The following is a 26,571-nucleotide window of genomic DNA, read 5'->3' on the forward strand; positions in this document are numbered from 1 at the left end:
GCGGCTAGCGCGGCAAATACAGCCGGTCCGAATAGGTGGCCAGCCACTGCGGCCGGAAGGCCACGAAGATGGCGGTGACCATGCCGGTGATGAAGGCGTCGCCCCAGGCGCTGAGCCAGCGGCCCAGCATCAGGTCGGCCTCGCTCAGCGAGGCCATGCCGCCGTGCAGGGCCAGCGCCGCCGCGCCGCTGAGCGTGCCGGCCAGCAGGGTCGCGAAAAAGCCCCGGCCCAGGATGTAGACCATCAGATGCGGCGGCAGCCAGCGCCGCACGCCGGCGCCCAGCCCCAGCGCCAGCGTGGCCGGCAGCAGGCCCAGCCACACACCGCGCTGCAGCGCCTCGGCCCAGGACAGATCGGCCAGCCAGGCCGTCAACAGGCACACCGGCACCAGCCCCAGCACCGCCAGCGGCCAGCCCGCCATCAGCAGCAGCAGGCAGGCCCCCGACAGCGGCTGCAGCACCGCCGACTGCGCCAGCCGGTCGGCGCTCCACAGCAGCGGCATCGCCGCCACGCCCCAGGCCAGCCAGGGCCAGGGCGGGCCGCCCGGCGGCAGGCCGCGCCAGGGACGCAGCAGCAGCGCGATGCCGATCGCGGCCAGGGCCAGCAGGAGATTCAGGAGCCAGTGCATGGGAGGATTGTCGGCACTTGGGCGGCTAGCATCGCCCGGGCGGGCCGCTGCCATCGCGCCCCGCCCTTGCCGACCACTGCTCGTTCTTCCTTACCCTCCTCGTTCCTTCCGCAACTCCTGGAGTCGCCATGCCGCGCAGCACCGCCCCCGCAATCACCCGCGCCAAAGCCCGGCCACCGGGCTCGAACTTCGCCGACTACTGCTGCGAGCTGCTGGGCAGCCTGGGCGAGGTGCGGGCCAGGCGCATGTTCTCGGGCTGGGGTCTGAGCGTGGACGGCCTCACGGTGGCGATCATTGCCTGGGACCGGCTCTACCTCAAGGCCAACGCCCAGACCCAGGCCCACTTTGCCGCCGTCGGCTGCCAGCTCTTCGAATACGAAGCCCAGGGCAAGACCCGGCGCCTGCAGTACTACACCGCCCCCGACAGCGCGCTGGAGTCGCGCGCCGCGATGCAGGCCTGGGCGGAGTTGGCGATGCAGGCGGCGCTGGCGGCGAGGAAGCCGGGCAAGCGCGGCCAGACCCTAGCTGCGCCGAGCTGAAGCCGATTCGCGCGCCAGGAACGCCAGCGCCTTGATCACGAAGTCAGCGTGGAACTGGAATACCGCGCCGTGTCCGGCGTCGGGATAGATCAGGAGTTCGCTGTTCGGCAGTCGCCGAGCCAGGTCGTAGGTATTCTGGCTGGGGACCATGCGATCACTGTCGCCGTTGGCGACGAGCACCGGATGCGCCAGCCTGCTCAGGTCCGCCGGGGCCTTGACGCCCCACAGGCGCAGCGCCTTCAGCTGGGCGCGCAGCGCGGCCACGGTGATCTTCTTGTCACGGCCTTCGGCGCGCTCCTGGATTCGCTGCAGGAATTCCTGGCCCGCGCGGATCCCGGCCGGTGTCCGGCTGAAGAACAGGAACTGCTTCGGGTCCTGCCCGGTCAACAAGCCCCGCAGCATGTCCAGATAGGTCACGCGGGCCACCTTGCTGATGCCTTCGCCGCCTGCCGGGCCGGTCCCCGTGATGATCATCCTGCGCACCAGTTCCGGCCTCATCAGCACGATCTCCTGCGCAATCATGCCGCCCATCGAAAAGCCGAGAAGATCCACCTGAGCCAGCCCCAGGCCCTCGATGAAGGTGATCGCATCCTTGGCCATCGCTTCGATCGAGGCCGCCGGGGCGCCGCTGGACGCGCCCACGCCTCGATTGTCGAAGGCGATGACACGGTGCCGGGCCGCCAGTCCGTCGATGACGCGGGGGTCCCAGTTGTCCAGCACGGCGGCCAGGTGGGTCAGGCAGACGAGCGGTGTGCCGGGGTTCTGTACCCCGAGCTCGCGGTAGGCGAAAACCACGCCGCCTGCGCTGATTGTCCGGGTTGGAACTGCCTTCCAGGTGGGCGTCGAGGGCTGCAATGCCAGCGGTTCGATAAGCATGGTGGTCCTTGCGTAAATACCTGCGCTCGGCAGCGGTGGACCCGGATCACTTGAGCTTGATGACGACCTTGCCCTTGGCATGGCCGGCTGCAACATATGCCAAGGCCTCGTTGGTCGATTCGAAGGGGAAGACCTGGTCGATGACGGGACGGATGGCGCCCGCTTCGATGAGCTCGCTGATCTGCTGCAGCTGGGCGCCATCGGCCTTCATAAAGAGGAAGGCATAGCCAATGCCCAGGCCTCGCGCGCGGCGCCTGACGCCCGCACTCAGCAGCCGCATCACCAGCCTCACGAACCCCGGCGCGGCGATCTCCCGGCCGAACTCTGGGTCCGGTGGCCCGGAGATGGAGACAAGCTTCGCGCCCCGCTTGAGCACCCGCAGCGACTTGTCGAGCGCCTTGCCATCCTGGCTGTTCAGCACCAGGTCATAGTCGTGCAAGACCTGCTCGAAGTCCTGTGTCTTGTAGTCGATGACGAGGTCGGCACCCAGGCGCTTCACCAGCGCGACATTGGCCGTGCTGGTTGTCGTGGCCACGGTGGCGCCCAGCTGCTTGGCCAGCTGAATCGCGAAAGTGCCGACGCCACCGGAACCCGCCTGGATGAAAACCTTCTGCCCCTTCTTCAGGCCCGCCTTCTCGACCAGTGCCTGCCACGCGGTCAGACCCACCAGCGGGATGGAGGCGGCTTCCACCATCGAAAGGCCCCGGGGTTTGAAAGCCAGTGATGCCTCCCGGACCGGAACGAGCTCGGCGAAGCTGCCGATCCGGAAGTCATCGACACGCGCATAGACCTCGTCGCCCACCTTGAACTTCCGCGCGCGCGCTCCCGTGCTGACCACGACACCGGCCACATCGTGCCCCAGGACGACGGGCAAGCGGTAAGGCAGGATCAGCTTGAACTCGCCGTCCCTGATCTTCGAGTCCAGCAGATTGACGCCGGCGGCATGGACTTCGACCAGAACCTCGTCATCGCGCAGCGACGGGCTCGGCATGTCTGCCAGGCGCAGTTCGCGCTGCTTGCCGTAGCGCTCGAGAATGAATGCTTTCATCGGGTTTCCTTATTCACATGATGTTCATCATGTCAAAATGCGAGCAAGAACGACAAGCCGGCCATGGGCTCAGCGACCGGTCGGGCTCAAGTGATTGAGTGCAGCCTCGCGCAGGCCTTCCGACAGCCCGGGCTCATCGACAGCGCGGGCCAGCAACAAGGCGCCGACCATGGTCGAAATGGTCACGAGCGCCCGTTCGTGGGCACCGGGCTGCCCCCAGTCCGGTGACTGGCGCGCAATGAGATCGACCATTTCCTTGATGTGCCGGGTCGCCACCCGACGCACTTCGGGCGCCTGACGCGAGGTCTCCGAACCCAGCGCGGCCAGGGGGCAGCCCAGGTCTACGTTCTCTACATGGGCTTTGGAAAGGTAAGCGCTCAGCATGGATGCCAGCGCCATGCCAGGAGGGACTCTGGTCACGACATCGGCCGCGGCGGCGGCGGATTCGGCACACGCTCTGCCAGCCGCTTCCGCCAGCATGGCCTCGCGTGACGGGAAGTGGGAGTAGAAGGCCCCATGCGTCAAACCCGCCTCCTTCATGATGTCGGCAACCCCGGTCCCGTCGTAGCCGCTTCGACGGATGGCTCGGGCCGCCACAGACACGATGCGCTCATGTGTCGCATCCTTCGCTGCGGCCCTGGCGCTGATGTTTGAATTTCGCATGATGATCATCATATGTCATTTTGAGATGGCGTGCAGCCCGGCGCTCTTGCTCAGCAGCCGCAACAGAGAAACCCTCCAGCCCCGGCGCCCCACCGCGTAGCATCCCCTCACCCCCACCCGTCGGAGCCCGCCATGCCCCCCAAGCCCACCCTCTGCCTCTGGTACGACGGCGCCGCGCTGGACGCCGCGACCTTCTATGCCGCAACCTTCCCGGACAGCGCGGTGAAGGCCGTCCATCACGCGCCGGGCGACTATCCCTCGGGCAAGCAGGGCGATGTGCTGACGGTCGAGTTCACGGTGATGGGCATCCCCTGCCTGGGGCTGAACGGCGGCCCGGCGTTCAAGCACAGCGAGGCGTTTTCCTTTCAAGTGGCGACCGAGGACCAGGCCGAGACCGACCGGCTGTGGCACGCCATCATCGACAACGGCGGCCAGGCCAGCGCCTGCGGCTGGTGCAAGGACCGCTGGGGTCTGTCGTGGCAGATCACGCCGCGCGCGCTGACGGCCGCGATCACCGACCCGGACCCGGCGGCGGCCCAGCGCGCCTTCGAGGCGATGATGCAGATGGGCAAGATCGATATCGCGGCGATCGAGGCGGCGCGATTCAAGGCGAACTGAGCGCCATTTCCTGCAGCCGGCCCGCGCTGAGACGCAGCTGCTGTGTGATCTTGCCGCTGGGGCAGCAGCGCGGGTCGCCTGGCTTCTCGACGGCGCTGTCAATCCGAACCAAGGGGGGTGCGAGCGTCAGCACCGGGTTGATGCCGCGCACCCTCTGACTGCCTGCCAGGCGCCAGCCCGGCCGGCCGGTGCCTTGTGGTGCTGGCGCCAGCAGGCTCAGCGAGGTGCTCAGGCTGTTGCCATAGGGTTTGCTCCAGAGCAGCAAGATCTCGGGGCGGCCATCAGCATCAAGATCGACCGGGCGCGCCTGCTCGACCCAGGGCCGGGCGCGCGGCTCCTCGGGGTCGCGCTGCTTGGCGAGGAACTTCTGCACGGCACGGCGCTGCGCCGCATCGAGACCGGCCAGGGCCTCGTCGGCGTGCGTAGGCAGGTGCGCAGCAGCACAGCTCAGCAGCAAGGCCGCCAAACCACCGCATTTAAGGAGTGATTGCATCATGGGCTCCCGGGTCGCGAGCATGGGCATGCTCGCCCCGTCGACCGGCCTGCGTCCACTTCCAGATGGGAGTGGTGGCCCCCTCAGTCCGCGTGGCGCGCCAGCAGCGCCACCAGGCCGGCCTGGTGGGCCACACCGGTCTTGGCGAACACCTGCTTCAGGCGCTGGCGCGCGTGGGCCTCGCTGATGGCCAGGCGCTGGGCAGACTGGCGCAGCGTCAGCCCATCAAACAGGGCCAGCGCGAGCTCGGCCTCGCGCGGTGTCAGCTGATAGGCGGCGCGCAGCAGGGTTGCCAGCCGGGGCTGCGGCGCGGCCCGCTCGGGGTCGCGCAGCTCGATCAGCAGGCCCGCCTCCAGCGGCGCCAGCCACAGGGTCAGCGGCCTGCGGCCCGGCCGCGGCAGGGCCAGCACGACCGGCGTGGTATCGGCGCGGCCCGCCAGCGCGGCGGCCGCGGCATGCAGCGCCGCTTGCAGCGCGGCCTGGCATCCCGGCTCGCGGGCGCACAGGCGCTGCCCGCGCAGGCTCAGGCCGTCCTGCTCGCGCAGCAAGGCCTGGGCGGTGGCGCAGGCATAGAGCAGCCCTCCCGCGCGGTCCACCAGCATCAGCCCGCGATGCGGCGCGGCGCTGCTCTGGCTGGCCAGCTGCTGCAACCAGCCCTCGCGCAACCCTTCGTGCAGGCGCAGCGCGCGCTGCAGATGCGGCAGCAGCAGCGCAGCGCGGCGGCGCTCGGACGTGCCATAGGGCCGCGCACCGCGTGGCCGGTGGATGCCCAGCACGCCGGTGCCGCCATCGCCGAGGTCGAACACCGCGCCTACCATGTGGCGGATCTCCAGCGGCCGCAGCCAGTCTTGGTAGAAACCGCTGCGCTCCAGCTCGCTGCTGCTGAGCAGCTGATCGTCGGTGACGATGCAATGCTTGCCATGGCGCAGCGAGCGCTCGACCCAGAGATCGTGGGCATGCCAATGGGCGGCCCAGTCGCCCTGGCTGCCGGGGATCTGCAGATTGGCGCTGCTGTCGGTCAGCCGTACCTGGCCCTGCGCGCCATGGGTCTTCAGCACCGCGCTGCTGGCATCGAAGGCCCGTGCCAGGGTCTGGGCCATGCCGCACCAGCCCTGCTGACGGGCCGCCGCCTCATAGCAGGCGCCGATCAGCGATGACAGGCTGCGATCTATCGTGCTCATCGGGGCTCCTGCGGCGAGGAGTCCCGAGTCTAGTGAAGTGCGCGTGCCGCCGGAAGTGCCGGCTGCCGATGCGACCCGCAGCGGCGGATCAACGGCGTGGCGTCAGCCGGCCAGTTGCAGCGCCGCCGTCAGGCGCTGCGCCAGCTCGGTCGCCACGCCCTCATGCACCTGGTCCACCACCTTCACTTCCTGGCCGCCATAGCGCAGGGCCACGCCGAAGCCGCGTTCGGCAAACTTTCTCGCCACCGCCTCGCCGGCCATCTGCCCGGAGCGCTGCGCCCCGGCGTTCCACGAGTTGCTGACGACGATATGGCTCGAGTGGTTCTGCGGCGGCGCGCTGACCCAGAGCGCGCGGATGTCGGCGCGCGCATAGAGCTTGCCGTCGACATCCAGGCCCGCCGGGGTCACGGTGAGCGTGACCGTGCGTCTGGCCTGGCTCAGCTTGGCACGTATCAGGACATGGAAGAGCCCGCCGCAGACCAGGCCGGCGACCAGCATGCACAACAGCAGGCTGGGGCCCCGGCCGCTCGAATGATCGGTCAGCAGGCCCCAGAGGACGAAGCCGCCAACCAGCCCGCCCGTCAAGCCCACGCCGAGCCAGCCGCCGATTAGCAGGCCCGCGGCGGCGCCGCCATAGGGCGGCGGCGTGACGATGAAGCGCCTGCCCTGCGGGCTCTCAGCCTCGCGAAAACCGTAGTCCGCCGTCATGGCGCTCGGGGCTGTGGTGGACATGGACATGATGACCTCCTTGCAAGATGTGGTACCTGCCCGTTCAGCGCCCGGCGCAAGGCGTGACCGCCGGCAGCAGGGCCGCCATGGCCAGCAGGCCGGCGGCGATGCAAGAAGGGATGCGGTTCATGCGGCACTCGGGCGGTGGATGACCCGGGCGATCTTGCGAGCCGGTCAGGCCCGGCGCCACTCCTGTTTGGGAGCGGTCGGCATGCGGCACGGCGGGTTCCCGGTCCTGTCGCCCTACTCGTTCAACTTCTTGTTTATTTCTTCAAGTTGACGAGGGTTCCGAGTGGACTCCTTCAGTGCCGCCAGCGCCATCCTGTAGGCCACATGGCGCGCCTGTGCACTCGTCGCTTTCACGTCGGGCTGAACGCCGACATGCTCCCAGTTTGCCTTCGAGATGGGGTTGATCGCCTGCCCAATGGGAATGGCAGCGCGATACCCATGGCCCAGTTCGAAGAAGCGCCAAGGGTTCGCGCCCCCTTTGGTGGTTTCACCGACGATGGTTGCCCGACGCAGCTGTTTCAGGTTGTAGGCAAACTCCTCGGCGGCCGAAAACGTTTCGGCGCTGGTCAGGACGTACAGCGGCACATCCGTACGCCTTTTGCCGTCGATGTCTTCCAGGGTCCAGAATTCGGTGGTGGTGTTCGACGGCTTCCAATAGAAGCTGTTCAAGTGAACCTTGCCAGCCAGCAGATAGCTGCTGATCAATCGCACCATATCGCCACTGCCGCCACCATTTTTCCTGAGGTCGAAAATGATGGCATCGGTGTCGGCAACCATAGCCATGACCGTTTTGACCCGGGTTCTCGAGGCGTCATTGACATTGTCGAAACCCCAGAAATCGACATAGCCGATATTGCCGTCAAGTATTTCGACTTTCTCAAAGCCAGAATTCTTTCGTCCCAGCTTGGCGAACCAGTCTTCGCCGCCAGCCCCCGCACTTGCATGCTTCTGATCTCTCCACTGGACGCCAAAATGCTTGTCGAACCGGCGCAACGATGCGGTCAACAGCTCGGTCATTTCCTGGTGTGTTGAAACACTCTTTATCGAACCCGAACGAATCGCTTCATCCAGCGTCTTGTTGATCGCACCGACATGCTCGCTGAGTACGTAGTTGTCTCCTATCTCTTGCCTGAGCTTGCCTACGATCAGGTCTTTTTCCTGTTGCGTGATTGCGGCACCAGTAGCGAGCGAGGACATCGCCAGCGAGAAAGCAGCGGCAGCAATGGACTTGGTTATCAAGTTGCGACTCCATGGTTAAGGGCGTGAACGAACTCCCCTGATTGGAATCGAGTCTAAACCTGGGGCTCGGTTCAGCAGGCTTCTGCGCTGGTCGATGCGCCTCTGAGCCCATAGGCCGCAGTGACCGACCCGGCGGCCGCCCCGGCGTTCTGCAGCGCTGCCGCTGACAGTGCGGATTCGGCAAGCCGCGCCAGCACCGGGGCGTCGTAACCAGTCGCGATGAAGATCCAGTCCGCCGCCTGGTCTGCCAGGCCGCGTAGGCGCTGCTCGGTGGTGGGTGCGATGGCCGGCTTGTCGGTCTGCAGCAGTTGCGCGCCGACCAGACCCGGCTGCGCGGGAAGCGCACGCACCAGCGCGCGCAGATGGCTGTGCAAGCGCTGCTGCTCGCCGGCCGCCGCCGGTGAGCAGCGTAGCGTCAGCGCGTGGCCCGCCACGGTGCTCCCGCTGCTGTCCAGCACGCGGCATGGGCCGCCGCCGGCATCCGCCCAGCGCAACGCTCGCAGAAAACCCGGCAGCGCCAGCCGCTCCGGGAAGTGCTCGTGCGAGTGCCAGTGCTCGAACTCCTGCGCACCTCGGCATCGATGTCCCACCACATCGCGAGCGCGGCTTGGCCCAGCATCATGTGCTCCTGTCGGGGTCGGGCGGCGCGAGCCGCAGCAGGCGCCGGAAGTGCTGTTCCATGCGCGCCGCATCGGCCTTCAGGCCGGTGAACAGCTCGAACGCACCCACCGCCTGGCCGACGGCCATGTGGCCGCCGTCCATCGTTGCGCAGCCCCGGGCACGGGCCGCCTTCAGCAGCTCGGTCTCGAGCGGAAAGTACACCGCCTCCGAGACCCATAGCGGGGGCCGCAAGAGCTCGGCGGCGAGCGGCAGGCCGGGCAGCTTGGCCATGCCGGTGGGCGTGGCGTGTATCAGGCCGGTCGCGCCTTGCAGGGCCTGCGCCGCATCGCCATGCGCGCTGACGCGAAACGGGTAGCGCAGGTTCAGCGCCTCGGCCAGCGCCTGGGCTCGCGCGGCGTCGGTGTCCACCAGGCGCAGCTGGGCCGCGCCCAGGCTCAGCACCGCATCGGCGATGGCCGAGCCGGCGCCGCCGGCACCCAGCAACACCACGCAGCCCAGATCGGCATCGGGAAGCACACGCTGGAAGCCCCAGGCCCAGCCCGGGCCATCGGTGTTGTGACCGAGCAGCCGGCCGCCGCGCAAGAGCACCGTGTTCACCGCGCCCATGGCCTGGGCCTGCGGCGAAAGTTCGTCGAGCAGCGGGATCACGGCCTGCTTGCAGGGATAGGTGATGTTCAGGCCGGCAAAGCCCATCATGCGGGCGGCGGCGAGCAGTGTCGGCAGCTGTTCGGGTGTCGCTCCACAGAGGTCCAGGTCGATCAGCTGGTAGAGCAGCTGCAGCCCGTGCCGGCGCGCTTCCTCTTCGTGCAGGGTCGGGCTGAGCGAGCGCTGGATGCCGGCGCCGATCAGGCCGAGCAGCAGCTTGTCGCCCGGCGCGTTCACCCGGTGTACCCCGCCAGGCGCGGCAGCCACAGCACCATGTCCGGCCACACCGTCACCAGCGCGAGCGCCCCCAGCATGACCAGCAGGAAGGGAAACACATCGCGCATCAGCACCGTCAGCGACACATTGGCGATGCGCATCATCATGAAGAGCAGCAGGCCATAGGGCGGCGTCACCAGGCCTATCATGATGTTCAGCACCGCCATCACGCCGAAGTGAACCGGGTCTATGCCGAGCGCGGTCGCGGTGGGCAGCAGCACCGGCAGGATGACCAGGATGATGGTGGAGCCCTCCAGGAACATGCCCAGGCCCAGCAGGATCAGATTGACCAGCAGCAGAAAGCCCAGCGGAGACAGGTCCAGGCCCCGCATCGAGGCGCTGAGCGTGGCGGGGATGTTCTCCGAGGTGATGACGTAGTTGAACACCAGCGCGCCGGCGATCAGCATGCCGATCGAGATGCTCATGCGCGCGCTGGACAGCAGCGCCTCGTACAAGTCGCGCCAGCCCATGCTGCGGTACAGCCCCGCCGAGATCAGCAGCGCGTAGGCGGCGGCGATGCCGGCCGCTTCGGTGGGCGTCGTGACACCGCTGTACATGCAGCCCAGCAGGATGACGGGCAGCATCAGCGCCGGGAAGGCCTCGCGCGTGATGCGCGGCATCTCGCGCAGCGGTGTCCTGGCCTCCACCGGGAAACCGCGCCGCCGAGCCAGCCCATAGATCAGCCCCATCTGCACGGCACCCAGCAGCAGGCCCGGCAGCACGCCGGCGATGAAGAGATAGCCGATCGAGCTGCCGGACACCAGCGCATAGAGCACCAGCGGGATCGAGGGCGGCAGGATGGGCCCGATCACCGAGGACACGGCGCTCAGTGCGGCAGCGAAGCCCGGCGTGTACTTGCCGTCCTTGGTCATCATTGCCTGCATCAGCTTGCCCGAGCCGGCGGCGTCGGCCAGCGCGGAGCCCGACATGGTGGCGAACACAATGCTCTGCAGCACATTGACCTGGGCCAGCCCGCCAGGAAAGCGGCCGACGATGGCATTGCAGAAGCGCAGCAGGCGATCCAGGATGCTGCCGCTGCTCATGATGCTGGCCGCGAGGATGAACAGCGGTATCGCCAGCAGCAGGAAGCTGGAGTAGGTGCCGTTGAGCAGCTGCTCGGCGGCCGCGCCCATGTCCATGCCCTTGAGGTAGAGGTAGAGCACCGAGCCGCAGATCATCGCGTGGCCGACCGGCACGCCCAGCAGGCTCAGCGCGACGATGACGACCAGCGCCAGCGCGAAGGGGCTGTTCACAGCGCGGATGGCGGCGTGGGGGGCGTATCACCGCCCGGCGCGGCCGGGCCGCGGGCCAGATGAAGCAGGCTGCGGGCCATGACGGCGACGGCAAACAGCAGGTAGATCGAGTACATCAGGTCCATGCGGATCCCCAGGTAGGCGCTTTTCTCGACCTTCATGAAGCTCACATAGGCCCAGGAGGCCGGCAGCGACATGCCGAACAGCAGGATCAGGCTCAGCGCGCCGACGGCGCCGATCACCCGGCGCGTGCGCCGGCTGGCCCGCTCCGGGACGAGATCGATGCGGATCTCGTCCTCGTCCTTCAGCACAAAGGCCGCACCCCACAGCACCAGCCACAGCCAGGCCGCGAGCGACAGCTCGGTGGTCCAGCCGACCGGCCAGTTGAACAGATAGCGCATAGCGATCTGCAGCAGGAAGGCGACAAAGATCAGCGCGAGCAAGACCACCGCGACCGCTTCGGCGAAGCGGTGCAAGGAACGCATGAGCCGACGCAGCATCCTTGGCTCACTTCATCGCATTGATCTTGTCGAGCATGCCGGCCGGCCAGGTCTTGGCCTCGTCCGAGCCCAGATAGACCTTCTGGGCATGCTCACGGAAGGCCGCGATATTGGGCACATAGACCTCCAGCCCCTGCTTGCGGAAGGTCTCGGCCAGCTCGGTCTCGCGCTTCTGGTGTTCGCTCGTGCTCCAGGCGATGGCCTTGTCGGCGGCGGCCTGGAAGGCGCGCTGCCGGGCCGGCGCCAGGCCCTGCCAGGTCTTCATACTGACGGTGAGCAGATCGAAGGCCACCAGATGCGAGGTCAGCACGATCTGCGACATCACCTCGTAGAACTTCATGTTCTGCACATTGGGCAGCGGGTTGTCCTGGCCGTCGATGGCGCCGGTCTGCAGGCCGGTATAGGTCTCGGCATAGGCCATCGGCGTCGGATTCGCGCCGATCGAGCGGCCCAGCATCTGCCAGGTGTCGCCGGGCGGCATGCGCAGCTTCACGCCGGCCAGGTCGGCGGGCACGTTGACGCGCTTCTTGGTCTTCAGCCCCAGATGGCGGGTGCCGAAGAAGGTCGGGCCCAGGATCTTCACCTTGAGCTGGTCCTCCACCAGCTTCTTCATCTGCGCACCCGCCTCGCTGGCGAAGAAGCTGTTGAGGTGGTTGGCATCGCGGAACAGATAGGCCGAGGTCAGCAGCGACCAGGCGGGCACCTGCTTGGAAATGTCCTGGGGCGAGATATTGCCCATCTCCAGGTTGTCGCGCTGCAGCGCGACCAGCTCGGTGCCCTGGCGAAACAGCGTCGAGTTCAGATGCATCTCGAGCTTGAAGTCGGCCTCGATGTCCTTGGCGAACATCTTCATCATCTCGGCACGGATGTCCTTGTCGGAGAACACGGCGGCGAAGCGCAGGGTCGGTGGTGTCTGCGCCCAGGCCGGCAGCATGGCCCCGGCGGCGAGCGCGGCGCCCGCGCCCAGCAAGCGGCGGCGATCGATGCGAGAAGGGTTCATGGTCGTCTCCTTTGGAATTGTGATGAGGGCCAGTTCTTCAGGGCGAGGCAGCCGCCAGCTTCTGAGCCAGCGCCCGGATCGCGAGCTCGTAGCCGAAGGCGCCGAAGCCGCAGATCACGCCGGTGGCGGCGAGCGACATCAGCGAGTGCTGGTAGAGCGGATCGCGTCTATGGATATTGGTCAGGTGGACCTCGGCAATCGGCTGCTCCAGCGTCTTCAGCGCATCCAGCAGCGGGATGGACCGGAACGACAGGCCCGCCGGGTTGATCACCAGCGCCGCCGCCCGCTCGCGGGCTTCCTGCACCCAGTCCACCAGCACGCCCTCGTGATTGCTCTGCCGGAACTCGCAAGCCAGCCCCAGCTCGGTGGCCACGCGCTGGCACAGCTGCTCGATCTGCGGCAGCGAGGTGCTGCCATACAGATGCGGCTCGCGTATGCCCAGCAGGTTCAGATTGGGGCCGTTGAGGACGTAGAGGGTGGCACTCATGGCTTGATTGTTGGGTGCGGTCCAGAAAGACTTTCCATTCAGGAAACCTGTTTCACAATACAGGAATGACCCTCGCTCTGGAACGCGGACTTGCGCTGCTGGAACACCTGATCCAGCACCCTCAGGGTCTGCCTCTGACCCTGATCGCCGCCGAGCTGGACATGCCGCTCAGCGTCTGCCACCGTCTGCTGGCGGACCTGCAGCGCTACGGCTATGTGCGCCAGGCCCACAAGCAGGGCGACTATGTGCTGACGACCAAGGTGGTGTCGATGGGCCTGGGCTTCCTCAGCAGCGCGGGCATCGTCGACATCGCCGAACCGCTGCTGGAGCGGCTGGCGCAGGCCTCGGGCGAGCTGGTGCGGCTGTCCATCGTCGACGACGACCGCCTGACCTGGGTCGCCAAGTCACAGGGCATGCGGCAGGCGGGCCTGCGCTATGACCCGGACATGGGCATGGACGCGCGGCTGTCCTGCACGGCCTCGGGCCACGCCTGGCTGATGACACTGAGCGATGAACGTGCGTTCGAACTGGTCGCGCGCCAGGGCTTCGGCCAGCCCAGCGACTATGGCCCCAAGGCACCCACCACCATCAAGGCCCTGGTCGGGTTTCTGCACGCGGCGCGCGTGCGCGGCTACGCGCTGATCGACGAGGTGTTCGCGCCGGGCATGGCGGCGATCGCGGCCCCGGTGTTCTGTCGCCAGCAGGCGATCGGCGTCATCAGCATCGCCGGCCCCCGTACCCGCCTGAGCAGCGCGCGGGCCCGCGATCTGGTGCCCGCCCTGCTCGCTGCCACCGCCGAGCTCGGACCGATCAGCAACGCCTCCAGCCTGTTCGGCCGGCCACCGCTGGGCAAGGGCTGAGCGGGGTTGTCCCTGCGCAAAGCCCGTTAAGCGCCCGCCCCGGGCCGGTGGACTCTCGGCCCCAGCTCGCGCAGCGCATCGGCGCCTATCCAACGCGCGCTCTTCTCGGGCCGCTCGCGCAGACGCTCGGCGCAGTCAATGGCATGGGGCAGCAAAACATCCGAGCGTTTGCCGATCTGGCGCAGCGCCCAGTTGACGGCCTTCTTGACGAAGTTGCGCTCATCGTCGGCCGCCGCCTCGATCAGCGGCAGCAGCGCGATGAAGTCGGCATCGGGCCGCTTCTTGTCATGCACCGCCATCACGGCCAGCAGCGCATAGCCGGCGCGCCGCACGAACTCTTCGCGGCGGGCGGCCCAGACGGGGATGCGCGCCCAGGCCAGCGGCGATTTGCGCAAGGCATTGTTGCAAGCCTGGTCGCAGACATCCCAGGCCGCCATGCCCTGGGTCCAGTGGTCCATCTGCGCCAGCGTCAGCTTTGCCGGCTCGGCGATCAGGCCGGCGACGATCTGTGCGTCGGGGATGGCCGTGTCCCACAGCGCCAGCGCCAGTTCGTGGTCGCGGCCCAGCTGCCGGGCCACGTCGCGCATCTGCGGCACCGACAGGCCCAGCCGCCCCTCGCCCCCGATCGCAAAGCGCGCCAGCGCCTGCAGCGCCTCGGGCCGGGCTTCGGCCCGGATCAGCTGCAAGGCCTCGGCCAGCCTCTCGGACATACCTTCGGCAAGACCTGGCACCGTGGAGATGTTCATGGCCGTTAGCATAAGCGCAGCACAGGACAGCAGGCCGAGTCGCCACCGCCGATGAAATACGTCGTCTTCTTCCGCAATCTCAATCTGGGCCGCCGGAACTGCCCGGACAAGGCCTTGCTGGAACAGGTTTTCGAGGCGGCCGGTGCGCTGCGGCCGGCCTCCTTCCAGGTCAACGGCACCCTGGTGTTCGAGGCCCGCAGCGATGCGGCGGCGCGGCGCGTGCTGGCGGCGGCCTCGGCCCATCTGAACACGGCCTGCGGGCTGCGCGAGCCGGGCTTTCTGCGCCGGCTCGCGGCGGTGGCCGAGCTGGTCGACAGCCAGCCCTTCGCGAGCCAGCGGCTCGACGATGTCTACGACTGCTGCATCAGCTTTCTGTCCGCCGAGGCCGGCGAGCTGCCGGCGCTGCCGCTGTGCTCGGCGCGCGGCGACGCCGAGGTGTTCGCCTATCACGCCGCCAGCCACACGGCGCTGGGCCTGAGCCGCCAGCTCGGCGCCAGCCCCGGCAGCAGCAATGCGCTGCTGGAGAAGACCCTGGGCACGCCAACGACGATGCGCAACTGGGGCACGCTGAGCCGGCTGGTGGCCAAGCACTTCAGCCGACGCTGAGCAGGCTTAGCGCCGGCGACGGACGGCTCGCCAGCGCAGATCCTGGCTCCCGGCTACAGCAGCCCCATCGTCAGCGCCTTCAGCGTGGCGGCGGCGCGGGTCGTGCAGTCGAGCTTGCGGAAGATGTTCTCCAGGTGCGCGCGCACCGTGCTCGGGCTGATGCCCAGCGCACGCGCCGCCTCCTTATTGCTCTCGCCATGGCTGATGCGGCGCAGCACCTCGATCTCGCGGGCGCTCAGCGGCCCGGCCGGATCGGCGGGCGCCGGCGATGGCGCCGGCGCGCCGGTCAGCGCGGCCACCACACGCGCATCGAAGCGGCCCCGCTGCGCCTCGTCGCGCAGGCGCTGGCTGGCCTCGGCCGCGTCCAGGCCCGGTTGGCCGGGCCGCTTGGTCTGCCACAGCAGCCATTGCGCGGCTGCGGCCAGCACGCGGCCCTCGATGCCGATCGCGTCGCCCGACGCGCCACGGAAGAAGCCCGAACCGTCCAGGCGCTCGTCGGCCTGGGAGGCGATGTCGGCCTCCTCGCTCAGGCTGCCGATGCGGCGCGCGGCACGCGCCGTCCAGTAGGGCACCAGGCGCAGCCGCTCCAGCGCCGCCTCGCTGTGCGGGCCGGGCCGGTTCCAGATCTCGTTGGGCACCGCGGCGCGGCCCATGCCGTGGATCAGTGCGGCGCGGTAAATGCGCTGCGCCTGCGCCTCGCTCAAGTCAAGCCGCAGCGCGGCGGCGCGCGCCGCCTCGGCCACGCGGCGCGAGTAGCCGGTCAGCCAGGGCAGCTTCAGGTCGATCACATCGGCGATCAGCTCCAGCGGCGCGGTCGGCAGCGGCAGCTGCGCCGGCGCATCGATGCAGGCCGGCTCGCTCTCCAGCGTGTGCAGCCAGTCGGCCGCATGCTGGCGCAGCACCGGCAGCCACGCGGCGGGGTAGTGGCGGCCGGCGCGCGCGGCCAGGCCGGCCAGCGCGTGTTCCAGGTCATGGACGCGGCTCTGGATCTCCAGGTCGCTGGCGACCTGGGCCAGCAGCACCTCGACCGGCACCTCGGCGCCGGCGAGCGCGTTCGGCTGACCGCTGCCGTCCAGCTTCTCGAAGATGCGGCGCAGCGCGCGCTCGATCTGCGGCGGCAGGCCCAGGGTGCGCGCGACATCGCCCGAGACCTCGCAATGGATCTGCGCCGCCGGGATCAGCCGGCCGGACAGATGGGCCGGCAGGCCGACCGCCAGCATCGCCTGCCGCCCGCCGACATCGTCGCCGATCACCTCGGCGACCTCGGAGGCGTTGGCGGTGCAGCCGGACCAGCGCAGCAGCGCGACGTAGGCCGCGTTGGCCTGCAGCGAGGCATCCAGGCCCAGCGCCGCCGCCAGCTGCACGGCCAGCCAGGCGCTGCGGGCGGATTGGTCGATCGGCTGGCCCATGCTCAGATCGCCGACAAAGGCAAGCGCCCTGACGGCATCGAAGACCTGGACCTGGGCGTTCGCGAGGACGGGGGCGCTGACGACAGACATGGTGTGCGTTGAACGGAAGCGGGCGCGCCGCATCGCACGGCGCGCCCGCCCATCATGCCCTGTTGCTTACTTGACGCTCTGCACCGCGTCCAGTATCACCGCAGCCACCTGGGCCGGCTGCGACTGCTGCGGCACATGGCTGGCCTTGACGGTGCTCAGCTTGGCCTTGATGGCCTGGGCCGTGGCGCGCTGCAGCTCCGGCGCGATCATGCGGTCGGCCTCGGCCAGCAGATACCAGGAGGGCTTGTGCTTCCAGGCGGCCACCGAGACCTTGTCGCCGAAGGCGGCGCCCAGGATCGGGCCCTGCGTGGCCGCCATCACCGCGGTGGTGGCGGCCGGCAGGTCCTGCGCGAAGTGCTGGCTCATGCCTTCGGGCGTCAGGTACAGCCAGCCCGCCGGATCGGGCGCGAAGTGGGCCAGGCCCGAGGGGGTCGGGTAGTTCTTGCCGAGCTCGCCGACGGCCTGGCCGACATCCGGCGCGAAGGCCGCGATATAGACCAGCGCGGCCACCTTCGAGTTGACGCCGGCCTCGGTGATGACCGCGCCGCCCCAGGAGTGGCCAACCAGAACCACCTTGCCGGGCTGCGCGTCGATCGCGCGCTTGGCAGCGGCCGCATCGTCGGCCAGCGAGCTGAGCGGGTTCTGCACAGCGGTCACGCGCACGCCTTGGGCCTGCAGCAGCGGGATCACCTTGGCCCAGTCGGAGCCGTCGGCAAAGGCACCGTGCACGATGACGACGCTGGGTTTCGCGGCATCAATCGGCGTGGCGGCAGCGGCGGAGCCGGCCATGATGGACGCGGCGAGGCCGAGGGTGGCGAGCTTGAGGAAAGAGTTCATGATGGAGAAAAGACAGCTTGGTTGGGGGAGGCCTCACTGTCTCCTGATGGCGCCAGGCGCGCCATTGGACGAATGTCCAGTCGGCCGCGCGATGCTGCTGACCCCGGCAGCAATTGCTGCGGGCGTGCTGGCTGCTCGCGGCCAAAGCCAGTCGCTCAAATCCGTCCGCAATGGGAAGGCGGGCTGAAGACCATATCGGCCGTCCGGCAAGAGCATCGACGGAAACCTCGGAAGCGAGTAGGCTGCGGCTTCCATGGCAACCAGATAAGGAGGTGATATGCAAGCAACTTCTAGGTCCGGGGCAGCCTCCAGCCCTTGAAAGAGGGCCGGAACGGATTCCTACTTCATGTAGCCCGGCGTCTGTAGCCGGACCCGCGGGCGCTCCCCTGTGAAGGGCAGCGCCCGCGTCATTTGTGGGAGCGCCGACTCGACGTGAAAGGCGGCAGCCAGCGAGCACCCAATGGACCCAATCTGCCGAATGACAAGCGGCAGCTTCCTTCATGCCTCGACCTGCTGACGCTGTCGGCGACCAAGAGTCCTTCAGTACCGGCTCCGTTCCGGCATCTCATCTTGGTTATGCTCGCGGTGCCGTAGCCAGGAGGTGGGCACCAGAAAACTGGTCACATCGCGGAATATGCAGCTTTGCAGACGGTCAGGCTATCGAAGCCGAAGATCAACCGGGAATTTCTGATGACGCATCAAGGCGCATGCCACTGCGGCGCGGTCCGCCTCACGCTCCCCTCGACGCCCGAGGTCGCCACGGATTGCAACTGCTCGCTGTGCCGCAGGATCGGCGGGCCCTGGGTGTACTTCGAGTTCGGAACTGTGACGATCGAAGGTCATCCCGACTCGACCGAAGCCTACGTCCAGGGCGACAAGACCCTGCGCACGATCCGATGCCGGCATTGCGGCTGCGTCACGCACTGGGAGCCGATCGCGATGGAGGCTGGCGCGAGGCATGGCGTTCATCTTGGAAACTTCGACCCAAAGTTGATCGCATCCGTGCAGGTTCGCAAATTCGACGGCGCGGACACTTGGAAGTTCTTGGACGAATGAACAAGCATTTGGCCCCGTGGCGCAGAGTTGGACGATAGTTTGCAAGCCTCATGTAGGCCGTCTTGAAGGGCAGTAACGGGTCGCATCCAGCGCGGCGGGTGGGCCAGCACGGAGCGCGCGCGTCAGCGCATCGGCATCAGCAGGCGCCCCATCCGGCAGCGCGATGGCAAAGGCATCGGCGAGACGCGGCGAGGGGTGTTGGGCATGGCAGGTGGGGGGCAGGTCTTGCGCGGTGGGCCATCCCAGCGGACGCCGCTACGGTTAGGCTGAGTGCGTGTCTACGATCCCGTCATGGTGCCCACCTTGCAGACCAGCAACGACAGCAGCGACGACTTCCCCTTCTACAACGGCCAGCCCGTCGCGCTGAGCCCGCTCGCCTGGGGCCTGCTGATGCTGGCCGTGGTGGCCGGCTTCGCGGCCTTGTACCTGCCGCTGCCGGCCGGTCCGGCCCGCCTGATCCCGGCCCTGCTGTTCCCGCTGATCCCGCTGCTGGCTCTGCGCGCGCTGGCCGGGCCGCACTGGCGCGCCCTGTTCCGGCGGCTCGGTCCGCGCGAGCTGGCGCTGGCCCTGGGCATCGCGCTGCTGAACATCGCGGTGACCGTGGCGATAGGCTGGGTCGTCTCCCGCTGGATAGGCACCCACGCCAACCCAGCGGTCGAGGCGCTGGGCCGGGAGTCGGGCGGCGCGCGTGCGCTGTTCTTCCTGCAGTCGATCCCGCAACTGCTCGGCGAGGAGCTGCTGACCCTGCTGCCGCTGCTGGCCTTGCTGAGCTGGTTCAGCGGCCACCTGGGCCTGCCGCGCCGGCGTGCGCTGCTGCTGGCCTGGCTGCTGTCGGCCCTGCCCTTCGCGCTGGCCCATCTGCCGACCTACCAGTGGAACCTGGCGCAATGCCTGCTGGTGATAGGCTCGGCCCGGCTGGTGCTGAGCCTGGCCTATCTGCTCAGCAAGAACATCCTGGTGTCGACCCTGGCCCATGTGCTGAACGACTGGATGCTGTTTGGCGGTGCCATCGTGCTGAGCGGTCTGGCCGTCCGGGGCTGAGCGCCGCTTGTGCGCAGCGCGCATAAGCTCCTGCATTCCCCTCATGGGCAGGGCCTGGCTGTTGGGCAGACAATATCCCTCCTGATCAACAAGCCCGGCCCGCCTCACAAGGGCGGCGCGCTCGCCCCATGACACCACGCCTGACCGCCCTCGCCCTGGCACTCGCCCTGAGCAGCCCCACCGTCCTGCAGGCCGCCGCGCCCGCCGGCGTCAGCTGGCAGGCGGCCGCCGCCGATGCCGATATCGAGCGCGCCTTCGCGCAGGCCAAGGCCGAGAAGAAGCCGGTGCTGCTGTACTGGGGCGCCAAATGGTGCCCGCCCTGCAACCAGCTGAAGGCCACGCTGTTCAACCGCCAGGACTTCATCGAGCAGTCGCGCGCCTTCGTCGCCGTCAATATCGATGGCGACCTGCCCGGCGCGCAGAAGCTCGGCAGCCGCTTCAAGGTGCGCGGCTATCCGACCATGATTCTGTTCAGCCCCGAGGGCAGCGAGATCACCCGCCTGCCCGGCGAGGCCGATGCGCCCCAGGTCATGAAGGTGCTGCAGCTGGGCCTGGCCGGTGGCCGCCCGGTCAAGGCGGTGCTGGCCGATGCGAAGGCCGGCAAGAAGCTGGCCGCCAACGAGTGGCGGCTGTTGGGCTTCTATTCCTGGGAAACCGACGAGCAGCAGCTGGTGCCGGCCACTGAGCGGCCCGGGCTGTTGACCCAGCTGGCCGTGGCCAGCCAGGGCGTCGATGCCGAGACCACCACCCGGCTGTGGCTGAAGGCGCTGGCCGCCAGCAACGACGGCCAGGGCGTCAAGGCCGATGCCGCGCTGCGCGAGCGGGTGCGCGCGGTGCTGGCCGACGCCAGGCAGAGCCGCAGCCAGGCCGATGTGCTGACCAACGAGGCCGCCGACATCGTCCGGGCCCTGCACAACGAGCCCGGCACCGAGCGCCAGGCCCTGGTGGCCGAGTTCGAGACCGCGCTCAAGCGCCTGGAGGCCGATGTCACGCTGTCGCGCGCCGACCGCCTGGGCGCGCTGCTGGCCCGGGTCGGCCTGGCCCGCATCGACCAGCCCAAGACCGAGCTGCACCCCAAGATCGCGCCGGCCCTGCAGCAGGAGGTCAAGACCCATGCGGCCCGCGCCGACCGCGAGATCAGCGACGGCTACGAGCGCCAGGCCGTGATCACCTCGGCCGCCTATCTGCTGGGCCAGGCGGGGCTGTGGAAGGACAGCGACGAGCTGCTGAAGGCCAGCCTGGCCAAGAGCCATTCGCCCTACTACCTGATGAGCCAGCTGGGCGGCAATGCCAAGAAGCAGGGCCGCAACGACGAGGCGCTGCGCTGGTACGAGGAGGCCTTCAACAAGAGCGAAGGCCCGGCCACCCGGCTGCAATGGGGCTCCAGCTACTTCAGCGCGCTGGTCGAGCTGGCGCCGCTGGACGCGGCCAAGATCGAGAAGACCGCCGCCCAGCTCTTCGCCGAGGCCGCCAAGGACAAGGGCGCCTTCTACGAACGCAGCGCCCGCTCGCTGCAGCGCGTCGGCACCCAGCTGGCCAGCTGGGGCGCCGAGGGCCAGCACCAGGCGGTGCTGAACCGGCTCAAGACCCAGCTGAACGGCATCTGCGCCAAGGTCGACAGTGCCGACCAGCAGCGCGCCACCTGCGAAGGGCTGATCAAGGCGCCGGTCAAGAAGACCTGAGCGTCTGCAGCTTGGCGGCCAGGCCCCGGTAGCGGGCCTCGTCGCTGGCCGCCAGATACTCGTCCAGCGGCCGCCAGGCCGCGCCATGCACCTCGGCCAGCTGCGGGGCCAGGTCTTGCGTCAGCGGCGCGATCACCAGATAGGCGTAGTCGTGATGCCAGTGATCGCCCTCGCCCTTGTTGGGATTGGCGGCGATCGGGTGGCTGTCGATGTCCAGCGGCAAGGCCTGACCCCAGGCCGGATGAGCGGCGAGATCCGTCACCCCGGTTTCCTCGGCCACTTCGCGCAGCGCCGACCCCCACAGGTCCAGGCCGGGCTCGTAATGCCCGCCCGGCTGCAGCCAGCGGCCGATCACGCGGTGGTGTATCAGCAGGATGTGGCGCAGCGACGCGTCCAGCACCAGGGCGCTGGTCGTCACATGGCCACGCATATTGGCGCGGCTCAGCGGGTCGCCGGCGTCCTCGTCGAGCTGTTCGCGCAGCGCGGCCAGGCGCGCCGCCTCGGCCGGAAAGCGCTGCAGATAGAGCGCCAGCTGCTGGCGCGCCTGCGCTCTCACTTGATCAGGCCTTCGGCCTTCATCGCTTCCTGCACGGCCGGGCGAGCCGCGACGCGCTCGCGATAAGCCAGCAGCTGGGTGTAGGCGCCGAGCTCGACATGGACCATCTTGGCCCAGTTGCTGACGGTGAACAGATAGGCGTCGGCCACCGTGAACTGATCGCCCATCAGGAATTGCTTGCCGGCCAGCTGGGCGTCAATCCAGCCCAGGCGCTCGGCCAGCTTGGCGCGTGACAGCGCCTTGGCCTCCTCGGGCATGGCCGGGTTGAACAGCGGCGAGAAACCCTTGTGCAGCTCGGTGCTGATGAAGTTCAGCAGCTCCTGCAGGCGGTAGCGCGCCCAGCTGCCATTGGCCGGCGCCAGCTGCTTGTCAGGCGCCTGGTCGGCGATGTACTGCACGATGGCCGGGCCTTCGCTGAGGCGCTCGCCGTTGTCCAGCTCCAGCAGCGGCACATAGCCCTTGGCGTTGATGGTGTAGAAATCGGTGCCGTCCTGCAGCTTGTGGGTCTTGGTGCTGGCCAGCACCAGCTCGAAGGGCAGACCCGCCTCGCGCAGCACGATGTGCGGGGACAGCGAGCAGGCGCCGGTGCTGTAGTAGAGCTTCATCAGGGGTTCTCCGTTGCGGGTTCAGAAAGCCGTGACGATACGACGGATTCAGCCGGCCTGCCGGATCGGCCCGAACAGCCCGCTGGGTGCCGCGAAACGCCGCACCAGCGCCGGTATCTCCTCGGCCGGCAGCGCGCGGGCGAACAGCCAGCCCTGCAGCTCGTCACAACCCTCCTGCTGCAGAAAGACCTGCTGGGCTGCGGTCTCGACGCCCTCGGCCACGACCGTCTTGCCCAGGGTCTTGGCCAGGCCGATGATGGCCCGGGCCAGCACCGCGTCCTGCGGGTTGCGGGTGACGCCCTGGATGAAGTCGCGGTCCATCTTGAGTCGCGACACCGGCATCTGCCGCAGATGGCTCAGCGAGGAGTAGCCGGTGCCGAAATCGTCCAGCGCCAGCTGCACGCCCAGCGCCGCGACCCGCTCGAGCTGCGCCTGGGCCTGGTCGTGGTGGGTCATCGCCGCCGTCTCGGTGATCTCCAGCTCCAGCAGCGCGGGCGGCAGCCGCCAGCGCTCCAGCAGGCCCTGGATACGGTCGGCAAAGCCGGGCTGGCGCAGCTGGTGCACCGACACATTGACTGCCACCCGCAGCGCCAGCCCCTGGCCGCGCCACAGCGCAATCTGCCGGCAGGCCGCCTCCATCACCCAGTCGCCCAGGCCCTGGATCAGGCCGGAACTCTCGGCCACCGCGATGAAGCGCGCCGGCGCCACCTCGCCCAGCTCGGCATCCTGCCAGCGCAGCAGCGCCTCGACGCCGACCACCCGGCCGCTGACGGCGCACAGCTGGGCCTGGTAGTGCAGGCGCAGCCCGGTGCCGTCCAGCGCCTTCTTGAGCCGACCCTGCAGCAGCACTCGCTCTTCCATCTGCCGGGCCATGCCGAGATCGAACACCGCATAGGTGCCGCGCCCGGCCTCCTTGGCGCGGTACATCGCCATATCGGCGCGGCGCAGCAGGGTCTCGGCGTCCTGACCGTCATGGGGCGCGAACACCACGCCGATGCTGGCGCCCGGGAAACTCTCCTGGTGGGCGAACTGCCAGGGCCGCGAGATCGCCTCCACCAGCTTGTGGGCCACCGTGGTGGCGGCCAGCACATCGGCCTGCTCGCGCAGCAGTACCGCGAACTCGTCCCCGCCCAGCCGGGCCAGCGCATCGCAGCCGCGCAGCACAGCGCGCATGCGCTTGGCCACCTCCTTCAGCAGGGCGTCGCCGACGTGGTGGCCATGGCCGTCGTTGACCGCCTTGAAGTCATCCAGATCGATCAGCAGCACGGCCATCGGCTGGCCGCTGCGGCGCGTGTGTTCGACGGCCTGGGCCAGCAGCTCGCCGAACATATGGCGGCTGTAGAGCCCGGTCAGCTTGTCGTGCATGGCCAGGTAGCGGGCCTGCGCATGCATGGCCTGGATCTGGCTGATGTCGCGGATCACGGCCAGCGCATGGTCGCCCTCGGCGCTGCGAAAGCGCCCCAGCGAGATGTCCACCGGCACCGCCCGGCCCTCGCTGTGCCACAGGCCCAGCTCCTGCACCCGGCCCATCGCCCGGCTGCGCGGCTCGGCGAAAAAGTAGGCTATGTGCTGAAAATGCCGCGCGCGCTGCTCCGGCGGCAGCAGCAGGGCCAGCGGCTGGCCGAGCAGCGCCTGTGGCGTCCGCCCGCTGAGTTCCGCCAGCGCGGCATTGGCGCAGACGATCAGGCCCTGCCCGTCGATGATCAGCACGCCGTCGGGCAGGAGATCGATCAGCTGCCCGACCTGGGCCAGGGACAGCGGCAGCCCGGTGTGGGGATCAACCATCGCGGAACACCTCGACCGCGCGCGCCAGCCAGCCCGACTGGCTGCGCATCTGCCGCGAGGCCGCCAGCGACTGCTCGGCCATCGCCGCGTTCTGCTGCGTCATGCGGTCAAGCGCCTCGATACGGGCGGCCACGCCCTCGACGCCGCGGGCCTGCTCGGCGCTGGCCGCGCTGATGTCGGCAATCAGCGCGGCCGCCTGCCGCACCTGCTCGACCAGCCCGTCCATCGCCAGGCGCGAGCGCCCCACCAGGGCCGAGCCGGTCTGCACATGGTCGGCGCTGGCGCCGATCAGGCCCTTGATCTCGCGGGCCGCCCGCTGGCTGCGCTGCGCCAGGCCGCGCACCTCGGCCGCAACCACCGCGAAGCCGCGCCCCTGGGCGCCGGCGCGGGCCGCCTCGACGGCCGCATTGAGCGCCAGGATATTGGTCTGGAAGGCGATGTCGTCGATCACGCCGATGATGTCGCCGATGCGCTCGCTGGCCCGACTGATCTGCGCCATGCTGGTCTCGGCCTCGGACACCAGGCCGCCGACCTGGCTCACCGAGGCCGCCATCGCGCTCGCCCGCTGGCTGGCCTGGTCGGCGGTCTGCGCGTTGTGCCCGACGCTGCCGCTCAGCCGGGTCAGCGCCGCCGCAGCCTCGGCCAGACGGGCCGAGGTCTGCTCGGTGCGCGCGCCCAGATCGCCACTGGCCGCCTCGACCTGGCCTGCCATCGATTGCAGGCCGGCGACCTGCTCGCTGACATCGGCCACCAGGGCGCGTACATTGAGGCCGGCCTGATTGATAGAGCGCAGCAGCATGCCGATCTCGTCGACCCGCTCCATCCGCACATCGGCATCAAAATAACCGGCGGCGACCGCCGCCGCCTGCCGGGCGACGCGCCGCAGCGGTGCGGCCAGCTGATGTTGCAGGCCCGCATCGAGCGCGGCCAGCGCCAGGCCGCTGCCCAGCGCCATCGGCAGCAGAGCCTCCAGCTCGCGCAGGCCGCAGGCCCAGGACAGCCCCAGCAGCGCCGGCCACAGCGGCCAGACCGCCAGCCGTATGCGGGCCGGCAGCGCCAGCCGCTTCAGCAGATCAGGCCCGCCCCGCCAACCGCGCCGCAGCACCAGGCCGCGATAGAAGGCCAGGCCCAGCGCCTGCCCTTCGCGAAAGCGCCGGTACACCGCCTCGGCCCCCGCGACCTCCTCACGCGTGGGCCGGGTGCGCACCGAGATATAGCCGCTGACCTGCCCGCGACGCGCCACCGGCGCCACATTGGCCCGCACCCAGTAATGATCGCCGTTGCGGCGCCGGTTCTTGACCAGGCCCGTCCAGGCATGGCCGGCGCGCAGCGTGGCCCACAGATCGGCAAAGGCCTGGCGCGGCATGTCGGGATGGCGCACCAGCTGGTGCGGCGCACCGATCAAGGCCTCGGGCTCGAAGCCGCTGACCGCGACAAAGGCGGCATTGGCGTACTGGATGTGGCTGTGCACATCGGTGGTCGACATCAGCGTGGCCTCGGCCGGAAAGCTGAACTCCTGCTGCGTCACATGCCGTTCGGTCATCCTGCGTCCTCTGCTGTGCTGGTCCCCGGTGCGGGGGTCTGCCCGGCCCGGGTCCTTGGGGGCGCTTGCATTCTGTGAAACGCGACCAGGGCCGGACGCCGGCGCCGACCGCCGCTGTGAGGCAGCGCACAGCCCGGCGCGCAAAAAGCGTGCATCAGTTGTCGGCCGTCAACAGTTTTTCCAGCGCCGGCATGTCGAGATCGACCGCGCGCGCATGGCGGCGGCGCACGATGCCACGGGTCTCGAGCTCGCGCCAGGCCCGGTTGACGCTCTCGCGCGTCACGCACAGCAGCTCGGCCAGCACCGCCTGGCTCGGCAGCTGGATCGCCGAGGCGGGCTGGAACGCGGCAATCAGACGCAGCGCCGAGGCCAACCGCCGCATCGGGCCGGGCATGCGCACGACCTGGCTCCAGCCGGCCAGCGACAGCACGGACTGGCGCGTGTAGCGGGCGATGCAGACCGGCAGCGACAACTCGCAGACCGACACCGAGGTCAGCGCCTGCACGGTCAGCACCGCCGCCTGGCCATGAACCAGGGGCTGGCCGACCAGAAATCCAGGGCCGATGACGGCGATGGCGCGCTCCACGCCGTCCATGCCGGTCTGGCGCACCCCCAGCAGCCCCGACTTGATGAACAGCAGATGGGCCGGGCGCTCGCCCTCACGCTGCAGCCGCACACCGCGCGCGAACAGGCGCGGCCGAGCTCCCCTGCGCAGCGGGGCGCGGCCGGACATTGGTCCGCCAGCACGCACTGCACACAGGGAGGGTCGCGCCCATCCTGCGCCATCTCATCAGGCTTCATCAAATCAAGGTCTCGTCGAGTCAGGGCCGGCCGAAGCAGCGGATTCTGTGGGCCGGCCCCCGTGCCGGCTGTGATGCAGATCACAGCCGCCGCGCCGGTACGGGCGAGCAGCGCGCAACAACCCGCCCGATCGCGGGGGGCGGCAATAA

At 68.9% G+C, this 26,571-nt stretch carries 30 protein-coding genes; 7 read left to right on the forward strand and 23 right to left on the reverse strand.

The window, feature by feature from the left end; genetic code table 11:
* Positions 1-4 precede the first annotated feature (4 nt).
* A complete protein-coding gene (locus tag ABGI63_RS03275; protein ID WP_349741022.1) occupies positions 5-628 on the reverse strand; it encodes a hypothetical protein in 624 nt (207 codons plus the stop codon).
* 128 nt (positions 629-756) lie between these two features.
* Here ABGI63_RS03275 and ABGI63_RS03280 point away from each other — a divergent pair, with 128 nt between their 5' ends.
* Positions 757-1,167 (forward strand): TfoX/Sxy family protein, encoded by a 411-nt coding sequence (locus tag ABGI63_RS03280; protein ID WP_349741023.1) that lies wholly within the window; start codon positions 757-759, stop codon positions 1,165-1,167.
* On the opposite strand, the gene ABGI63_RS03285 is transcribed toward ABGI63_RS03280, so the two are convergent.
* The 3 genes from ABGI63_RS03285 to ABGI63_RS03295 all read right to left on the reverse strand — a co-directional run bounded on the left by ABGI63_RS03285 (position 1,150) and on the right by ABGI63_RS03295 (position 3,766).
* Complete coding sequence (locus ABGI63_RS03285) at positions 1,150-2,043, reverse strand: alpha/beta fold hydrolase (protein ID WP_349741024.1); 894 nt, start codon at positions 2,041-2,043, stop codon at positions 1,150-1,152. The two genes, ABGI63_RS03280 and ABGI63_RS03285, sit on opposite strands and share 18 nt — an antisense overlap.
* A gap of 46 nt (positions 2,044-2,089) precedes the next feature.
* Positions 2,090-3,091, reverse strand: coding sequence for an NADP-dependent oxidoreductase (locus ABGI63_RS03290; RefSeq protein ID WP_349741026.1), 1,002 nt, complete (start codon positions 3,089-3,091; stop codon positions 2,090-2,092).
* Between the two features lie 69 nt (positions 3,092-3,160).
* Positions 3,161-3,766 carry a TetR/AcrR family transcriptional regulator gene (locus tag ABGI63_RS03295; protein ID WP_349741027.1) on the reverse strand — a complete coding sequence of 202 codons (606 nt, stop codon included), beginning with the start codon at positions 3,764-3,766 and terminating at the stop codon, positions 3,161-3,163.
* 120 nt (positions 3,767-3,886) lie between these two features.
* Between ABGI63_RS03295 and ABGI63_RS03300 the strand changes: the two genes are divergently transcribed.
* The gene (locus ABGI63_RS03300; protein WP_349741028.1) at positions 3,887-4,372 is read left to right on the forward strand and encodes a VOC family protein; all 486 of its coding nucleotides are present in this window, start codon (positions 3,887-3,889) and stop codon (positions 4,370-4,372) included.
* Here ABGI63_RS03300 and ABGI63_RS03305 read toward each other — a convergent pair.
* The 11 genes from ABGI63_RS03305 to ABGI63_RS03355 all read right to left on the reverse strand — a co-directional run bounded on the left by ABGI63_RS03305 (position 4,359) and on the right by ABGI63_RS03355 (position 12,805).
* Positions 4,359-4,865: a hypothetical protein gene (locus tag ABGI63_RS03305; protein WP_349741029.1), complete on the reverse strand. Its 507-nt coding sequence runs from the start codon at positions 4,863-4,865 to the stop codon at positions 4,359-4,361. The genes ABGI63_RS03300 and ABGI63_RS03305 overlap by 14 nt on opposite strands.
* A gap of 83 nt (positions 4,866-4,948) precedes the next feature.
* Positions 4,949-6,046 (reverse strand): helix-turn-helix transcriptional regulator, encoded by a 1,098-nt coding sequence (locus tag ABGI63_RS03310; protein WP_349741030.1) that lies wholly within the window; start codon positions 6,044-6,046, stop codon positions 4,949-4,951.
* Positions 6,047-6,148: 102 nt separating this feature from the next.
* Positions 6,149-6,784 (reverse strand): hypothetical protein, encoded by a 636-nt coding sequence (locus ABGI63_RS03315; protein WP_349741031.1) that lies wholly within the window; start codon positions 6,782-6,784, stop codon positions 6,149-6,151.
* A gap of 34 nt (positions 6,785-6,818) precedes the next feature.
* Complete coding sequence (locus tag ABGI63_RS03320) at positions 6,819-6,995, reverse strand: hypothetical protein (protein WP_349741032.1); 177 nt, start codon at positions 6,993-6,995, stop codon at positions 6,819-6,821.
* A 23-nt stretch (positions 6,996-7,018) separates the two neighbouring features.
* Positions 7,019-8,023, reverse strand: coding sequence for a S41 family peptidase (locus ABGI63_RS03325; protein ID WP_349741033.1), 1,005 nt, complete (start codon positions 8,021-8,023; stop codon positions 7,019-7,021).
* 71 nt (positions 8,024-8,094) lie between these two features.
* Positions 8,095-8,616, reverse strand: coding sequence for a hypothetical protein (locus tag ABGI63_RS03330; protein WP_349741034.1), 522 nt, complete (start codon positions 8,614-8,616; stop codon positions 8,095-8,097).
* Between the two features lie 25 nt (positions 8,617-8,641).
* Positions 8,642-9,526, reverse strand: coding sequence for a shikimate dehydrogenase (locus tag ABGI63_RS03335; RefSeq protein ID WP_349741036.1), 885 nt, complete (start codon positions 9,524-9,526; stop codon positions 8,642-8,644).
* Complete coding sequence (locus ABGI63_RS03340; protein WP_349741037.1) at positions 9,523-10,818, reverse strand: TRAP transporter large permease; 1,296 nt, start codon at positions 10,816-10,818, stop codon at positions 9,523-9,525. The genes ABGI63_RS03335 and ABGI63_RS03340 overlap by 4 nt, the downstream gene beginning before the upstream one ends.
* Positions 10,815-11,303, reverse strand: coding sequence for a TRAP transporter small permease (locus ABGI63_RS03345; RefSeq protein ID WP_349741039.1), 489 nt, complete (start codon positions 11,301-11,303; stop codon positions 10,815-10,817). Before ABGI63_RS03345 ends, ABGI63_RS03340 begins: the two co-directional genes overlap by 4 nt.
* 22 nt (positions 11,304-11,325) lie before the next feature.
* Entirely contained in the window at positions 11,326-12,318 is a 993-nt protein-coding gene (gene dctP / locus ABGI63_RS03350) for a TRAP transporter substrate-binding protein DctP (protein WP_349741041.1), read from the reverse strand.
* Between the two features lie 37 nt (positions 12,319-12,355).
* A complete protein-coding gene (locus tag ABGI63_RS03355; protein ID WP_349741043.1) occupies positions 12,356-12,805 on the reverse strand; it encodes a type II 3-dehydroquinate dehydratase in 450 nt (149 codons plus the stop codon).
* A gap of 65 nt (positions 12,806-12,870) precedes the next feature.
* On the opposite strand from ABGI63_RS03355, the gene ABGI63_RS03360 reads away from it, so the two are divergent.
* Entirely contained in the window at positions 12,871-13,665 is a 795-nt protein-coding gene (locus ABGI63_RS03360; protein ID WP_349741044.1) for an IclR family transcriptional regulator, read from the forward strand.
* A 26-nt stretch (positions 13,666-13,691) separates the two neighbouring features.
* Here ABGI63_RS03360 and ABGI63_RS03365 read toward each other — a convergent pair whose 3' ends face one another.
* A complete protein-coding gene (locus tag ABGI63_RS03365) occupies positions 13,692-14,411 on the reverse strand; it encodes a DNA alkylation repair protein (RefSeq protein WP_349741046.1) in 720 nt (239 codons plus the stop codon).
* Positions 14,412-14,462: 51 nt separating this feature from the next.
* On the opposite strand from ABGI63_RS03365, the gene ABGI63_RS03370 reads away from it, so the two are divergent.
* Positions 14,463-15,017, forward strand: coding sequence for a DUF1697 domain-containing protein (locus ABGI63_RS03370; protein ID WP_349741048.1), 555 nt, complete (start codon positions 14,463-14,465; stop codon positions 15,015-15,017).
* A 53-nt stretch (positions 15,018-15,070) separates the two neighbouring features.
* On the opposite strand, the gene ABGI63_RS03375 is transcribed toward ABGI63_RS03370, so the two are convergent.
* Both ABGI63_RS03375 and ABGI63_RS03380 read right to left on the reverse strand, forming a co-directional pair.
* Positions 15,071-16,516, reverse strand: coding sequence for an HD domain-containing phosphohydrolase (locus ABGI63_RS03375; RefSeq protein ID WP_349741050.1), 1,446 nt, complete (start codon positions 16,514-16,516; stop codon positions 15,071-15,073).
* Between the two features lie 66 nt (positions 16,517-16,582).
* Positions 16,583-17,353 carry an alpha/beta hydrolase gene (locus tag ABGI63_RS03380; protein WP_349741052.1) on the reverse strand — a complete coding sequence of 257 codons (771 nt, stop codon included), beginning with the start codon at positions 17,351-17,353 and terminating at the stop codon, positions 16,583-16,585.
* A 690-nt stretch (positions 17,354-18,043) separates the two neighbouring features.
* Here ABGI63_RS03380 and ABGI63_RS03385 point away from each other — a divergent pair.
* From ABGI63_RS03385 to ABGI63_RS03395, 3 genes are all read left to right on the forward strand, one after another.
* Positions 18,044-18,409 (forward strand): GFA family protein, encoded by a 366-nt coding sequence (locus ABGI63_RS03385; RefSeq protein WP_349741053.1) that lies wholly within the window; start codon positions 18,044-18,046, stop codon positions 18,407-18,409.
* A gap of 291 nt (positions 18,410-18,700) precedes the next feature.
* The gene (locus ABGI63_RS03390) at positions 18,701-19,450 is read left to right on the forward strand and encodes a CPBP family glutamic-type intramembrane protease (protein ID WP_349741055.1); all 750 of its coding nucleotides are present in this window, start codon (positions 18,701-18,703) and stop codon (positions 19,448-19,450) included.
* Positions 19,451-19,578: 128 nt separating this feature from the next.
* On the forward strand, positions 19,579-21,132 hold the full coding sequence (locus tag ABGI63_RS03395; RefSeq protein ID WP_349741057.1) for a thioredoxin family protein: 1,554 nt from the start codon (positions 19,579-19,581) through the stop codon (positions 21,130-21,132).
* Here the strand turns inward: ABGI63_RS03395 and ABGI63_RS03400 are convergent.
* The 5 genes from ABGI63_RS03400 to ABGI63_RS03420 form a co-directional block, all read right to left on the reverse strand.
* On the reverse strand, positions 21,119-21,688 hold the full coding sequence (locus ABGI63_RS03400; RefSeq protein WP_349741059.1) for an NUDIX hydrolase: 570 nt from the start codon (positions 21,686-21,688) through the stop codon (positions 21,119-21,121). The genes ABGI63_RS03395 and ABGI63_RS03400 overlap by 14 nt on opposite strands.
* Positions 21,685-22,293, reverse strand: coding sequence for a glutathione transferase GstA (gene gstA, locus ABGI63_RS03405; protein WP_349741061.1), 609 nt, complete (start codon positions 22,291-22,293; stop codon positions 21,685-21,687). The genes ABGI63_RS03400 and gstA overlap by 4 nt, the downstream gene beginning before the upstream one ends.
* 48 nt (positions 22,294-22,341) lie before the next feature.
* Positions 22,342-24,078: a putative bifunctional diguanylate cyclase/phosphodiesterase gene (locus ABGI63_RS03410; protein ID WP_349741062.1), complete on the reverse strand. Its 1,737-nt coding sequence runs from the start codon at positions 24,076-24,078 to the stop codon at positions 22,342-22,344.
* Positions 24,071-25,621 carry a methyl-accepting chemotaxis protein gene (locus ABGI63_RS03415; RefSeq protein ID WP_349741063.1) on the reverse strand — a complete coding sequence of 517 codons (1,551 nt, stop codon included), beginning with the start codon at positions 25,619-25,621 and terminating at the stop codon, positions 24,071-24,073. The genes ABGI63_RS03410 and ABGI63_RS03415 overlap by 8 nt, the downstream gene beginning before the upstream one ends.
* 154 nt (positions 25,622-25,775) lie before the next feature.
* The gene (locus tag ABGI63_RS03420; protein ID WP_349741064.1) at positions 25,776-26,354 is read right to left on the reverse strand and encodes a Crp/Fnr family transcriptional regulator; all 579 of its coding nucleotides are present in this window, start codon (positions 26,352-26,354) and stop codon (positions 25,776-25,778) included.
* Positions 26,355-26,571: the final 217 nt, after the last annotated feature.

The organism is Roseateles cavernae (genome assembly GCF_040187885.1).
Taxonomy (GTDB): domain Bacteria; phylum Pseudomonadota; class Gammaproteobacteria; order Burkholderiales; family Burkholderiaceae_C; genus Roseateles_E; species Roseateles_E cavernae.

Coding starts and splice junctions, on each gene's coding strand:
- ABGI63_RS03355 (WP_349741043.1), bottom strand. CDS start 12,805: ATGAGTGCCACCCTCTACGTCCTCAACGGCCCCAATCTGAACCTGCTG.
- ABGI63_RS03390 (WP_349741055.1), top strand. CDS start 18,701: ATGGTGCCCACCTTGCAGACCAGCAACGACAGCAGCGACGACTTCCCC.
- ABGI63_RS03290 (WP_349741026.1), bottom strand. CDS start 3,091: ATGAAAGCATTCATTCTCGAGCGCTACGGCAAGCAGCGCGAACTGCGC.
- ABGI63_RS03275 (WP_349741022.1), bottom strand. CDS start 628: ATGCACTGGCTCCTGAATCTCCTGCTGGCCCTGGCCGCGATCGGCATC.
- dctP (WP_349741041.1), bottom strand. CDS start 12,318: ATGAACCCTTCTCGCATCGATCGCCGCCGCTTGCTGGGCGCGGGCGCC.
- ABGI63_RS03380 (WP_349741052.1), bottom strand. CDS start 17,353: ATGAACTCTTTCCTCAAGCTCGCCACCCTCGGCCTCGCCGCGTCCATC.
- ABGI63_RS03395 (WP_349741057.1), top strand. CDS start 19,579: ATGACACCACGCCTGACCGCCCTCGCCCTGGCACTCGCCCTGAGCAGC.
- ABGI63_RS03370 (WP_349741048.1), top strand. CDS start 14,463: ATGAAATACGTCGTCTTCTTCCGCAATCTCAATCTGGGCCGCCGGAAC.
- ABGI63_RS03385 (WP_349741053.1), top strand. CDS start 18,044: ATGACGCATCAAGGCGCATGCCACTGCGGCGCGGTCCGCCTCACGCTC.
- ABGI63_RS03315 (WP_349741031.1), bottom strand. CDS start 6,784: ATGTCCATGTCCACCACAGCCCCGAGCGCCATGACGGCGGACTACGGT.
- ABGI63_RS03295 (WP_349741027.1), bottom strand. CDS start 3,766: ATGATGATCATCATGCGAAATTCAAACATCAGCGCCAGGGCCGCAGCG.
- ABGI63_RS03300 (WP_349741028.1), top strand. CDS start 3,887: ATGCCCCCCAAGCCCACCCTCTGCCTCTGGTACGACGGCGCCGCGCTG.
- ABGI63_RS03345 (WP_349741039.1), bottom strand. CDS start 11,303: ATGCGTTCCTTGCACCGCTTCGCCGAAGCGGTCGCGGTGGTCTTGCTC.
- ABGI63_RS03285 (WP_349741024.1), bottom strand. CDS start 2,043: ATGCTTATCGAACCGCTGGCATTGCAGCCCTCGACGCCCACCTGGAAG.
- ABGI63_RS03375 (WP_349741050.1), bottom strand. CDS start 16,516: ATGTCTGTCGTCAGCGCCCCCGTCCTCGCGAACGCCCAGGTCCAGGTC.
- ABGI63_RS03365 (WP_349741046.1), bottom strand. CDS start 14,411: ATGAACATCTCCACGGTGCCAGGTCTTGCCGAAGGTATGTCCGAGAGG.
- ABGI63_RS03280 (WP_349741023.1), top strand. CDS start 757: ATGCCGCGCAGCACCGCCCCCGCAATCACCCGCGCCAAAGCCCGGCCA.
- ABGI63_RS03420 (WP_349741064.1), bottom strand. CDS start 26,354: ATGTCCGGCCGCGCCCCGCTGCGCAGGGGAGCTCGGCCGCGCCTGTTC.
- ABGI63_RS03310 (WP_349741030.1), bottom strand. CDS start 6,046: ATGAGCACGATAGATCGCAGCCTGTCATCGCTGATCGGCGCCTGCTAT.
- gstA (WP_349741061.1), bottom strand. CDS start 22,293: ATGAAGCTCTACTACAGCACCGGCGCCTGCTCGCTGTCCCCGCACATC.
- ABGI63_RS03305 (WP_349741029.1), bottom strand. CDS start 4,865: ATGCAATCACTCCTTAAATGCGGTGGTTTGGCGGCCTTGCTGCTGAGC.
- ABGI63_RS03410 (WP_349741062.1), bottom strand. CDS start 24,078: ATGGTTGATCCCCACACCGGGCTGCCGCTGTCCCTGGCCCAGGTCGGG.
- ABGI63_RS03415 (WP_349741063.1), bottom strand. CDS start 25,621: ATGACCGAACGGCATGTGACGCAGCAGGAGTTCAGCTTTCCGGCCGAG.
- ABGI63_RS03360 (WP_349741044.1), top strand. CDS start 12,871: ATGACCCTCGCTCTGGAACGCGGACTTGCGCTGCTGGAACACCTGATC.